Below are 14,514 nucleotides of genomic sequence, written 5' to 3' on the forward strand. Positions count from 1 at the left end.
GTCAATCCGGATAATATCTTTCCGGAGATTTTTCAGCTGATGTATAAGGTGGCATCCAAAAAGCTGACTGCCGCTTAAATTTCAATTCGGTATCTGGATACCAATTTCGCCAAGAAGCAGGATCCGTATTTTCTACCGGACTCATTCGGCTTTCTCCTCGCCCATTAACTGCTGTTACTGCATACTCATATACGACAAGCCCCATACGATTCTGCTCTTTGTTGTCAAGGCTACCCGGCAACGCATACGCTTTTTGTATTCCGGGAACATTCGTATCTGTATACGTATTCTCTTTCCCTCGATAAATCATTTCAAAATTTTCATCTCCCTGCTTCCTACGGTAAAGACGATACTCTTGTACACCTAAAACAGTTCCCCAATTCAGTTCCACCTGTCTCTCATTCAACTTTAGCCACAATCCTTCAGGATAATGTGGTGCTTCAGCGGTAAAATATATAGGATACTCTGGAGCATAACGTGCACATTTATTCCCGTTACAGGATACTGCACGCACATGTATTTTCCCTTCTTTCTCATTCGGTAAAAAATAAATTCCCTTAGAAGTCTTTCCTTTTATCTTCCATGTCTTTCCTCCATCATAAGAGAGCTCTATACGAACCGACCGACATGTAGGAGACTCAACAAATAACTTCACCCTATTTTTCTCATATTCTGTACGGATAATCCGACTGGACATTGGAGTTGCAACCTCCTCCGTATATTCCAATGTGTATTCCCCTTTAGATAAATGTATCCTCATATCGCTACCCGAAACTGTCGAACCGTATCGCACACCATCTATATATAGTGTTCCACCGGGAAAAAGTCCAGAAAGTTCCAGTTCAGTATCCACCTCAGTTTTTAAGGTCCCGTTGAATTCTTTTCTAAAATTTCGTGTCAAAGCTATTGCTGCTCTCCCCTTCGATTCTAACCGTACATCTAATCCGTCGGCTGCAATATGAGAGCCTTTGAACATTGCCAGTATTAAACTATCGGCACCAAAACGACGTATCAATCCAGCCTTTCCCTCAAATGTTTCGGTCTCTGAAACATAGCTTATTTCACTTCTATCCCGGAATACAATATCAGAACTTTTTCCAGTCGAAATATGAAATACACCTTGCGGTAAAGAACTACTTCCCGAAGGAATGAATTCTGCTATATCGGAATCTTTCAATATCGGAGCAATAGCATATTTCCCTCCTTCTACGTTCACTTCTTTTTTCTTATGTGTAACTAAAGTCAATAATGACTCGAACGAATCTCGATAAAAACCTCTTGAATTTTCAGTTCTGGCAGCCATCCAACCTCCTTTACGTCCATAAGAGGATAAAAATATAATTTTAGGAAACTCTTTTCCATTGACATTAAACCACGAGAAACGAGTCGATGCTCTCCAGTTTGTTCCGACTTCATCAAAAAGAATAAAATAATCAGTTCCTGCAAGCATAACACTACGGGAGAGATACTCAGGCCACACATATTTATCATTTTCCCCATCCGACAATAATTCAGCAAACTGGGCTACCCCAAAATCATATAACGGGGCTTTGAGCTCGTTCATTCCTATGGTTCTGAACTCTCCATCCTTCATCACTCCGAAATTTGTCAGTCCATCAAGATTGTTCACTACATGGTCTCCTGCAATTTCGTTTTCATGACCAGTAAATACTTGCCCTTGCGCGTAGAAATAAAGCCCCCCGGTATTTCCTTCTCCTTGATTACCCCAGCGATAATTGGGACCTTTATCTACTTGATTGAGATGAATGGATAATTCTTCGGGAGTATCGACTCCAGCTCGTAAAACAATACCATGTCCCGTATATTTTGTACTTTTAAGATGTGGATTAGTTCCCGTTCGTTTTATGGGATGCATATTCAGATAAGGAGCATTCCAGTCGGTATCGGTCTTTTTCTTCTCCACTTCATCTCCTGCAGAAGATAGCCAAAAAAGATGTTCAGACAACAAGTGATCATAGTTTTCCATCCACTCCGCCAACTGAAAATAAGGCATATAAGTAGGTACAAGAAAACCTTTACTGTGAGCTCCATGAGGAGGATAACAGCGAGCAAATTCAGGACGAGTCAGACTATCCCCAGGATTCCATCCTTTTGGATAGAAATCGGGGACAAGCTTTTTATTCCAATGAATATAAACTGGTGCCGTCAACATATCTACCATCCAACGTCCACGAGAAGCCATGTACCGAGAAGCAAAGCGGTTTTTCCCGTCATACATTTCTCCCGCGATATTAGAATGGGTAACCGGACGCAAAAAAGCCCAATTATATATTCCTAAACTTTCTACCCAACGCCCACCAAAACTTTCATATTGTTTTACATCTGGACGAGTATAAAACAAACCATTCAATTCTAATTCCTTTTCATAAAAATCTGCCCATTCTTTTGCCATAGGATGATCAGGAAAGAGGAACGATATCTGAAGCGGTATACACCATCCGTCTGCAGCCATATTTGCCGTCCCCGCAAGAGAATGACGTATCGGATTCATTGCTTCCAACATATTGACATATCCACCTAAAATGAACAATGCCTCCACTGTTTGGCGTTGAGACTCTGTCAACACTTTATAATAACGTAAATAATCTTCTACAAATTCAGAATATAAAATACGATGCTCGATAGAATGTACTCCAGGATAACAATTCAGACCCACAGGATAATAAGACATAGCCGAAGTAAGCATTTTTTTATAAAAATTTTCCGCTGAAGAAGCCGATCGGCTTTTAAAAGGATTTTCCGGCCGACGAGCATCTTCAGGATACATCAGTTGCCAATCCTTTNTCTGAGAATAGCGATAATATAAATCTTTGGGATCATTTTTATGATGCAATGACCCATTCTGCATATAAACATTATGTTCCAACAAAGACAATAATTTGTCATTAAACTCTGCCACTCTTTTTTCTCCATCATTTACTGGAAACAGCGACACAGCAGTAGATCTCGTTCCAGAAATTAGAGGATAAGTAAAAAATAGCTTATGATTTTGGAAACGAAAATAGACGGATAAGTCTGGAGTTGGTTGCCAAATTCCATATTGACGATCGTTCCAACGATTAAAATCATAAACAAATATACCTAATTCTCGAGCACTATTCCCTTCTTCCCAAAATGACATAACAGGCACCTGCTCTCTGACCGAATTTCCTCCAAATGGAGAAATTCGGAAAATCATTTTCTCTGCTGGATTTTCAATCCACCCTGTCCCTGTCCATCGTGGATCTTCTTTTGAATAGCTTGTATATATTGGTTGCTCTATTCCCATCCACATATCACGATTGCTTTCCAATGTTCTATCCCAATGAGTACCGAAGCGCTTCACTGGGTTAAACCCATTCCATTCCATTTCCATCACGATTTCATCCGATTTAGAAAGGTTAGTCATTGACTCGTCCAGCACAGCAAAGGGATAATTCTTTACCAATTTTACATTTGCCTGATATTCCCCCCCATTTGAAAATCGATAAGATATTTTAAAAAGAGAATACAATGGTCCATTTTCTACAATTTCAGTATGATATGACAATATACGATTATACTTCGATTTTATCCTATTACAACCCATCCAATCATTACCCACATTCATTGATAATATCGGAGCAGGAATACTTTCAGAAATACTCTCTGATGTCATTGGAATCCTCAGTTGTATCTTATCACCAAAAACTTCATAATATGATTTTTTTTGTAAAATCTTCATCGGGACTACAGCTTTTCTTTTCGACGGACGACAACATAATTCATAGCTATAGTTCCCATTCGATGGTAATTTTGCCATAAAATGAATTTTGCAAGACATCAAATTGTCATTTTCCTTTTTTATATCAGACAATTGATACTCTACTTCCTCTCCATTTTCACAATTGACAAGAACCAAATCTTCCATATTTACATTATCCTCAAAAGAAATCCGGTATGAAAGCATTGTTTCTGGCCAATAATAAGTTTCGATATGGATAAAATCTTTATACTCAAAGACAACTTTCGAATCAGGAGAAAGAATATAATTTGTTGCAAGGCTTTTCCCTACACCCCAAAATATCAAAAATAATGAAATAAAGAAAACTTTCATTGTGTGATTTTTCATGTATATTTCAAACATTTAATTGTATTCTAATCAACTTTCGGATGTACCAACCTAAAACCGACATATTTATAACGAGTACTCGGTATAAAAGAAGCACGAGCTGATGATCGACATGCATCAGCAAACGAATACCAAGATCCTCCCCGACACACCCTCGTAGTATAACCCTCGTCATCAGATGGCCCCATAGGATTGACTTGATCTTCAATAGGATATGGGGCATACCAGTCAGAACAAACCTCCTGCATATTCCCAGCCATATCATATAATCCCAACTCATTGGGTAAACCTAAACCGACACTTCTAGGCCAGTGATCTACCGAGCCATCTCCTAACAAGCTATTATCCCAATAACAAGCAACAGTACTAATATCGTTACTACCAGGATACATTAACCCTGTACGTTTACGACCTCCTCGAGCAGCAAATTCCCATTGAGCTTCTGTAGGAAGTGCAAATCGTAAGCCCGTTACAGCATTTAATTTCGCTATAAAATTATTCATCTCTTCATAGAGACGATTGTCGATAGGAATCTGTAAATTTCCCTCTTCTTTAAAAGCACCCTGATTCGTTCCTCCCATAACAATCAGATATAATTCTTGCGTTACTTCAAATTTGGAGATATAATAACTGGAAAGAGTTACTTTATGCACATTCTTCTCATATATATGAGTATCATTTCCCTGCTCCGCCGTAGCTCCCATATAAAAAGAACCTCCATCAACATATACCATATCTGATATCGCCTTTTCAATGACAGCTTTACGTTCTTGCATAAGCGCATGATAGGCATCAGGGTCAGTTTCTACATCTGGATCTCCAGCAACTTTACCCAATAACGAAACATCAATATTACTCTTATCTAACGGTATACCTTCAGATATTGCCCCTCCTCCAAAATATGCATCACCTGGTTCTGTAGGACCAAGAAATTTTTCATCGTCATTATCATTACATGAAAATGAAAGAAATATCACGGCACAAGCCATTATTTTCCAAATATTTTTGCTTTTAATCATAATCTTAGAATGTTAACAAGTTCAAAAAATAACTTTAAAAAAAGTAGTCTTTAGATTTTACCTTTTTTAATAACCTTCATTTTGCCACAGTATATTTTCATTATTGTACGCCACTATATCGATATAAGGTATCGGAGCAAGATGGTGATATTTTTTCATTCCGTACATCGGAGTCTCTGTAGACTCATCATAACCTTCATCTTGCAATGCAAAATGTTCCGCAATTTTTTCTTCAGCCAGTCTCCATCGAACTAAATCCGGCCAACGTAATCCCTCAAATGCAAACTCTACAAAACGTTCATGGACAATACAATCAAACACTGTATTGTAATCCGGCAATTCGACTTCACTAATCGGTTTTAGGCCTCCCCGTGTCCTTACCTCGTTCAGTATCGAAAATATTGTTGTCTTATTTGCTGCATAATCAACCTCATTCAAAGCCTCGGCATACATCATTTTTACATCCGTATATCGTAATATCGGAAGATTGGTTCCCCAATAATCAATAGCTGACGGGAAATTAGCCGAATCTATCAAAAACTTTTTTACAAAATAATAATCATAAACCGGTGTACTTTTATCTACATATAGGCCATTGACCAATGTCGCATCCCGACGCTTATCAAACACAACAACACTCAACGGATCATCTAAATTTCCCGAAATAAGCTCATATTTCGAACTATCTGCAATACTAAGCGATGCACGAAAAGAACCAGACCCTCCGGTAAATGTAACTCCACCCATCTTTGTTCCATCCCCCCTACGTAAATTCAGAGAAGAGGGAATAAATATTGAAGGGAAATAGGTACTTAATCCTAATGCCTGAGCCGAAGCCCCACTTAAATATTGCGTTTCCCAAACACGTTCTGCACTATTATTTTTCGCTCCGTCGAAACAATCAGTATAAACTGTTGCCATTTTATATAAAGAACCCTCTTTATCAATAACCAATTTTAACCATTCTGCTGCCTTTTCTGCCATCGCAGGTGTCGGTGTCTCTCCCGTTTTTTGAGCTCTTCTTTGGCTTATACACTGATATAAATATAATCGACCCAACATTCCAGCAGCAGCATATCTTGTCACACGTCCAGTTTTGGTAGAAGGCCAAGCTTCTGGAAGAAGCTCATAAGCCTGCTTAAAATCCGATTCTGCTTGTGCATAAGTAGCTTCTTGCGATGAACGAGCAATTTTATGCGTTTCACTCAAAGAGAGAGGTTTTGTAATTAAGGGTACCCCACCCCAACACCAAGCAAATTGGAAATATGCATATCCTCTCAAAGCAAGAGCTTCCCCTTTGATATTTGCCTTTTGTGTCTGATCAGAAAAATCTACTCCATCTATCTTATCCAAAATTTTATTGCATCGGCTCACCATAGACCAAAGATTTTTCCACGGATTCGACCACCAGGTACTATTGGATGATTCCATAAAACGGCCAATCTCAGAACTATTGCGACACTCGTCCGAACGAGCAATAAGAGTATTTATATACCCTGTTCCATTTTTACCAAAAATTTCATTCAAATCAGAATAACAACCGGATATTGCCGTCTCAAAATCAGTCGCTGTCAAATAGAAAGACTCATCGGTATATGCCGATTCCGGAGTCACGGCTAAATAATCTTCACAAGCACAAAAACTGCCGCAACACACTAAAACAAATATAATTTTCTTAATACTTTTCATTATTTTCAGATTTTAGAAGGTTACATTTACACCTAAAGAGTATTTTCGTGCCAATGGATAAGTAGAATAATCTACACCCCTCAATACCGGATTAGATGACGAATAGCTATTTACTTCAGGATTTCCCACATAATGAGTAAATGTGTGTACATTCTCCATAGAGATATAAAATTTCATTGCCCGTATTTTGGCCTTTTGCAATAGATTTTTAGGTAAATTGTAGGATAATGTTATATTTTTTATTTTCAAAAATGTAGCATCATAAATACGCTGGTCGGTTGTCGTATTTTCATTCACGCCATTAGCTCCCAAACCATAAGACAATGGTGTCTTTCCATCCCAGCTCATATCAACCCCCAACTCATAGGGAATGGGATCTCCTCCTCGGTAAGTCTGTTTATACGAATTCAGCCAACCGACCAAACAGTTATTAAACCTACGGCCAAAATTGATATTACGAGATGCCAAATAATACACATCTCCACCAAACTGTCCTTGTAAAAATATACTTAATTCAAATCCCTTGTAACTAAAACGATTTGTAAATCCCCAAAGCAAATCAGGCATATTATCACCATATGGAACCATATCTTCATCCGTAATCTGTCCATCTTTATTTGTATCTACAAATTTCAGATTACCCGGAATCTGAGATGCCATAATTGGTACTAAAGGTTGCGATCTGTCATAACTTCCATCGGGTCCTACAGCAAAATCATCTTCTGTCAACAAACCATCTGTGCGATACAAATAGAATTGAGAAATAGGCCCTCCGACCTGTGTTATAAAATAAGCATTCCATGCCGGAGTTATGATATTATCATTCCCACCCAAATCGAGCACCTTATTCCTATTAGCCGAAAGATTTATCGTACTACTCCATTTAAAATCTTTTGTCGAAATATTTGTCGTATTTAAATCAATCTCCCAACCTGTATTCCTGATTTTTCCAACATTTGTTTTTGTAGTCGTAAATCCAGTAGTAGAAGGTATCTGCAAGTCATATAATAATGATTTTGTCGTATTTCTATAATAATCAAAATTAAACTGGATTCGGTTTTTCAAAAAAGAAAGATCCAAGCCTAAATCGACAGAAGTTGTATTCTCCCATTTTAAATCAGCATTAGCATAATTAGCCGGATACATAGCAGCTTGAGACTGTCCACCGTAAACAGTATTAGAAACATCGAATGTAGAAAGATAATCATAATAGCCTACACGATCATTTCCTGCCTGTCCCCATGAGGCTCTAATCTTGAATAAATTCAAAAAATCAAGATTTTTCATAAAATTCTCTTCACTGATTTTCCAACCGGCAGAAAATGATGGAAAAGTCCCCCACCTGTTATTTGCACCAAAACGAGAAGAACCATCACGTCTAACAGATGCTGTAAACAGATACTTATCAGCATAATCGTAAGAAACACGGCCAAAAAAGGATGACGTACGCACGGTATAACGCTCTGTTGATGCAGTTGTAGGAGTTGTCGCCAAATTCAGTGTATAAACATTCTCCAATGGCCACCCTGTTGCAGCAACCGTAGCCCTATAAGTATTTGTATTATCCAGACTTTGACCTAACATAATATTAATAGTATGTTTCTTAACATTCAAATCATAAGATAACACGTTCTGCCATCCCCAGTTATTATACACCTCAGAATAACTATTCCCAGAAGACACTTGTCCTCCAGTTGCATTAGGAGCTACAACATTGGCTGGAATAAAATATTCATATACAGTACTCCTTAAGTTATTATTATATATCGACTTAAACGATAACCCTTTTATAATATCATACTGGAACCATGCAGATGCATTCAACCGATTATCACCTTTATTATCGGTTACTTGCATCAATCTTTCATATGGATTTACATAATTAGGATAATCGGCATTATACCCAAAATCACGAGTATTTTCATCAATGCCTATTAAGCATGGATACTGTAAAGCTGTTAATATCACTTTATCTTTACCCTCAGATTCCCCTCGTCGTTGTTTTGCCACTGACGGAGCTAAATTCACTCCCAACCTAAGCTTTTTCGTTATATTCAATGTTCCATTCAGTCGAAAATTGATTCTATGATAATCAGTATTCTTCACTATGCCGACTTGTTCCATATAACCACCTGACATATATATACTGCCCATATCACTTTTGCCCGACGCAGACAATTGATAACTCTGAACCGGTGCTGTACGTAAAATTTCGTCAATCCAATTCGTTTGATTAATATTGGGGTTCAGACGCCAATCTGGAGTGTCAGAATTCGGGTTCAACAACCATGATTCTGGAATCTGATAATTGGTAGGACGATTTTTATTAGGAGTCATCATCGAATTCAGCCCATTAGCATTCAAATAATTAGCATTCAGACAATAAATATTGTATGCCAACCATTCTTTAGGGCTCATAACCTCTGGCAAACGGTCTGCCTTCTGAAGACCATAATAAGCATCAAAAGTAACCACAGGTTTTCCTCCTTTGGCCATCTTCGTCTCTATCAATACAACCCCATTAGAACCACGCGCACCATAAATAGACGTTGCCGCTGCATCTTTCAATACCTGAATAGATTCGATATCACTCGGATTGACATCATTTAAAGACTCTGTAATTATCCCATCAATAACATATAAAGGAGGTGTCGTACTATTCAAAGAACTGGCGCCTCGTACCGTTATTTGCAAATCTTCACCAGGAACACCACTGGAAACTTGAGTCTGTACTCCAGCCAGCTGTCCGCTAAAAGCCTCACTAATAGTAGTCAATGGACGGCTCTCTAAGGACTCAGAACTGATTTTTGATATAGATGTAGTCAAATTTGACTTTTTTACCGACCCATATCCAATTACGACTACTTCATCCAGGTCTTTAGTCGTACTTTTTAATGTAACATTAATAATTGTGTTCTTCTTCACTGGTATCTCTTGTGAGTCAAACCCTACATAAGAAAACACCAGTTTATCTTCAGAAGATGCTGCAATTGAATACTTGCCATCTATATCGGTAATAGTACCTATCGTACTACCTTTCACTAACACACTCGCTCCAATAACCGATTCCCCATTCTGATCGACCACTGTACCCGAGATCTTTTTTTGATGCTTACTTTCATTTGTGTTTTGCTTCGTCTGGGCAGCTAAACTAACACAGAAAAATAACAAGAACAGATTAATTACAATTTTTGATAAATTCATTTTCGATAAAACTTAAGGTTAACATCTGAAAGAAAAGTTTTTTGTCTTGCTCTACTTTCAAATTTTACTATATTATTATATAAATATTATATCAACTTAAAAAAATTACGTTTTTCATCTAAAGAATAATAGAATCTCTTTTTTCCCTTGCTATTACAAAAATAGAATGAGTACGTATAACCCTATTGGAAAATAGTATCAAAATCATGGAAAATAGTATCTAACTAAATATATCGCTATTAATCAACATATTAATTATACAAACTGTCATCCCTTTTTCTAAAAAACAAGATGAAATATCCCTCCACTATCCCCACAAATACATAATAAACAATATACTTTGCTCAAAATATTCCTATAATATATATTGAAAATTATCAAATAATATATCATCAATGCAAATACATTTTATATTCCTTTATCTACATGACGATTTTTCAAAAAATCTGTTGGAGAAATATTATATACGGACTTAAATGTTTTACTGAAATAAGCAGGGTCCGAAAACCCTACCTTATAAGCAACTTCTGATATAGACAATTTATTTTTAAGTAATAATTTCACTGCCATTTTCATTCGTAATTGTAAAATAAGCTTATTAGGAGTAGAATTTGATATAGCTTTTGTCTTTCTAAAAAACTGGGCTCTACTCATTCCTAAATTCTGGCATATTTCATCAATTGAAAAATCTGGATTAGAGATATTTTTCTCAACCAGATCCATCAGTTTTTGCATAAACAAATCATCCTGTGATACAACTTCATCTTCCTCACTTACTCCCGGAGTTAATAATCGGGTAGTAAACAACTGGCGGAGTCTCTCTCTATTTTGAATTATATTCTTAACACGAACATTCAGAAGATGAGCATCAAAAGGTTTCAAAATATAATCATCAGCTTTATGCTCATACCCCTCCTCAATATGTTCATTCATTACTTTGGCTGTCAATAATATCACAGGAATATGTGCCGTACGGATATCATCTTTTATTTTATCACACATTTCTATACCACTCATATTGGGCATCATAACATCACTAATAATAAGATTTGGAAGCTGTTCAAGAGCTATAGCATATCCTTCCTTTCCATCAACAGCTTCTAAAATAAAAAAGTCCTTTTCCAATTGAGATTTTATATACAAACGCAAATCGGCATCATCTTCTACAACCAATACCCAAGATTTGGACCTATCCGATAAAGATGAGTCTGGCAAGACCTCTTCTTCGTCAAACAATGTTTCTTCCTTTATCGAATATGACGCTACATCCCTGAAATTTCCTTCGACAATTTCCGAATTATTTTCCACATAATGTTCTTTACCTAAAAATAAAGAAATATAAAATGTAGTACCTTTCCCTTTTTCACTTTCTACCCAAATATTTCCACCATGCAATTTGACAATATATTGTACCAAACTCAATCCTATACCAGAACCAAACATACCGCCGTGCGTTCCTTGGTGAACTTGATAAAACGGCTCAAAAATATGATGAATATCTTCCTCCGAAATACCTTCACCATTATCACTAATCATGAAATAAAAAAATTCATTCAACTCATAACTTCTTATACTAATTTGGCCGCATTCTCCCGTATATTTTATAGCATTTGAAAGTAAATTTGATATAACTTTTTCCATCATTTCAATGTCAAACCAAACATCATCCTCTTTATATAAATTTTCATAATATATAGTAATCTGTTTCTTCGAAGAAAGTTCTCTAAAATTCTCTATTTGTTCCCAAATAAAACTCTCAACTGGAACTTTACTTATCGAAAGTTTCATAGCTCCATGTTCTATTTTTCTAAAATCAAGAAGTTGATTAACCAATAATAAAAGCCGTTTTGAATTTTTATAAATAGTACGTACAATATACTGCAATCTTTCAGGTAAAAATTTATCATTCATCAAATCATCTACCGGACTGATTATCAATGTAAGCGGTGTACGTAATTCATGAGAAAATTTAGTAAAAAGGTCAAGTTTTAACTGATAATACTTTTCTATATTATCTTTTTCTATTTGGGCAATCTGCTGTTTGTATTTATACGTCTTACGATTAATAATATATTTTATTATAAACAATAATAAGGCAAATGCTACAAAAAAATAAAATATTTTAGCCCATATAGTCCTCCAAAAAGGAGGATGAATAACAAAATCCAGTTCTGTAACTATCGGACTCCAACCTCCGTCAATATTACAAGCTTTTACTAAAAATGTATATTCTCCATCAGGCAAATTACTATAAGTTACCTCAGGCCGGTCTGTATAATTCCAATTATTATCAAAACCCTCAAGTTTAAACATATATTTGTTTTCTTTCGGATAAATATAATTTTGAGTCGAAAATTTAATGACAATCGATGATTGAGAATAAGAAAAATGAACATTCTTTAGAGCCGCAGTACTGGTATATTGTTGTGTCTTCGGGTCAGCTTTCGTATTTAAGGTCTTTATCGATGTTATATGCACCGAAAGAGTATCTGACATCGCATTAAAAAAACTAGGATCAAATGAAACGATACGGTCGATTCCTCCTACGTATATTTTACCATCAGATGCTAAAAAAAATGAATGAACAGATACTTCTTGTAACGGAAAACCGGTCTTATAAGAATAATTTAAAATTTTCCCCGTTTCCGGATGAATAGAAGAAACTCCCGCAACAGTGGAAACCCATATATGTCCCGTTCTCTCATCCTCTAAAACTCCACAAATCATATTACTTATCAGGCCCTTCTCTTCATTATAAAGGACATATTCTCCTTTTTCAATGTTACAACAACACAATCCTGAACTATACGTTCCTATCCACACATTATGTTTATGGTCTTCAAACAGAACATTTACATTCTTATTGGCCAATGGTTCTATATCCAACTTATGCGCCATAAGATAACCGCCAGGAATATACTTATCATAGTAATATTCCAATACTCCATTCGTACGGCTACCAATTAAAATATTACCATTATATCTCATCAACAATTCCTGCGCTAACATATATTTGGTCAAACCTTTTTCGTTGGTTATCAAATCAGTTTTTATTTCATCTGTCTTCGGATCATAAATAGAAAGATTTTCTTCTGCAATCCATATATTACCCTCCATATCTTTTACCATGCTTCTGACCTGAGATGTAGGAGGGATACTAATCCTCTTGCAATCTTTCCTTTTTTCTAAATCAAAAATATAAGTTCCTCTATTTAACAAGTAGAAATAGAATAAATCAGACCTCTCTTTAAAAATATAATAAAGTTCACTATCTTTATTTTTCTGTAACACATGAGACTGAATATTAAAATAAGAAGTCTTATCCGTTTTCATGTCTAATAAACTCAATCCACGTTCATGTCCAATCCATATAATACCATTATTTTCTACAATATTACCTACTACGCCTACTGGCAAACCTTTATCCGTAGCCAAATCATATGACTTAAATAAATAATGGTTCGGATTATAATATTTTAACCCTTTATTAAAAGTTCCAAACCAGAATGCACCATCTCTATCTTTATAAACGCTCATTATACGATGGTATAAAAGTCGATCTGCTAAAAATCCATCCGAATTACTACAAAATACCATATTATTGGTATTAAAAGGTAACAACCCATTATCTGTTCCTAATACCAATGTTGTATCATTATACTCAATAATAGTGTGAATTTGTCCACTATCCGAATAAATTCCCGACGGTATCTTTATTTTTACAGGTATAATCTGTCGAGAATGGTGGTCATACACAAAGAAATTATAAAGATCTGCTCCTAACCAAACTCTCCCTTTGCTATCCATAAAAATATCATTGACAGGATTTCTTTTATTAGCCCCATCTTTTTCAAGATAACTTACTTCATGAGTTCTAAGATCAATCAATGTAAAACCTTTGCCCAATACCTCAGCCATAATAAAACCTTCAGCACATTTATTCATTCGGTTGATATAAACATTTTCTAAAATACAACTTACTACTCCTGCATTTTTATCCAAAAAATACAGTCCATTTTTCGTAGATATCCACACTTTACTACTGGACTCCACATATATACCTGAAACAATTCCTGTAGGCATTGTTTGCCCTGGGAAATAAGTATCAAGGGACAAAAATTCCTCGGTATAGGGATCAAACAATTCTATCCCATTAAATGAGCCTATCCACATATACCCATTTTCATCTCCTGCAATAAATGTTATATCATTATTAAAAACTGCATTACGTTGTTGTACATCAGAGCGGTATGTTCTGATTTCATTTCCATCAAAACGGTTTATCCCATCTTTAGTACCAAACCACATATACCCCATCTTATCTTGGTAAATAGCTTTTATAGTACTATTTGATAAACCATCCGATATCGAATATGTATAGTAAGAAGATGTAGAGTGTAAAACTGTGCAAACAAAGAAGAATAATATAAAAAGACTATTTTTCATATCCAGCACTTTATTATTCCCAATTTATATAACCTTATATTCTTA

At 35.9% G+C, this 14,514-nt stretch carries 5 protein-coding genes; all 5 read right to left on the reverse strand.

Annotation, left to right across the window (positions count from 1 at the left end; translation table 11 throughout):
• Position 1: 1 nt before the first annotated feature.
• On the reverse strand, positions 2–4,111 hold the full coding sequence (locus BN2628_RS07335) for a hypothetical protein (protein WP_154668421.1): 4,110 nt from the start codon (positions 4,109–4,111) through the stop codon (positions 2–4).
• A 26-nt stretch (positions 4,112–4,137) separates the two neighbouring features.
• Complete coding sequence (locus tag BN2628_RS07340) at positions 4,138–5,130, reverse strand: formylglycine-generating enzyme family protein (RefSeq protein ID WP_257606424.1); 993 nt, start codon at positions 5,128–5,130, stop codon at positions 4,138–4,140.
• Positions 5,131–5,196: 66 nt separating this feature from the next.
• Entirely contained in the window at positions 5,197–6,819 is a 1,623-nt protein-coding gene (locus tag BN2628_RS07345; RefSeq protein ID WP_052431490.1) for a RagB/SusD family nutrient uptake outer membrane protein, read from the reverse strand.
• Between the two features lie 12 nt (positions 6,820–6,831).
• Complete coding sequence (locus BN2628_RS07350) at positions 6,832–10,023, reverse strand: SusC/RagA family TonB-linked outer membrane protein (RefSeq protein ID WP_044227949.1); 3,192 nt, start codon at positions 10,021–10,023, stop codon at positions 6,832–6,834.
• A 408-nt stretch (positions 10,024–10,431) separates the two neighbouring features.
• A complete protein-coding gene (locus BN2628_RS07355) occupies positions 10,432–14,469 on the reverse strand; it encodes a hybrid sensor histidine kinase/response regulator transcription factor (protein ID WP_074024054.1) in 4,038 nt (1,345 codons plus the stop codon).
• Positions 14,470–14,514 lie beyond the last annotated feature (45 nt).

It is taken from the genome of Gabonia massiliensis, from assembly GCF_001403595.1.
In the GTDB taxonomy this organism is placed as follows: domain Bacteria; phylum Bacteroidota; class Bacteroidia; order Bacteroidales; family Coprobacteraceae; genus Coprobacter; species Coprobacter secundus.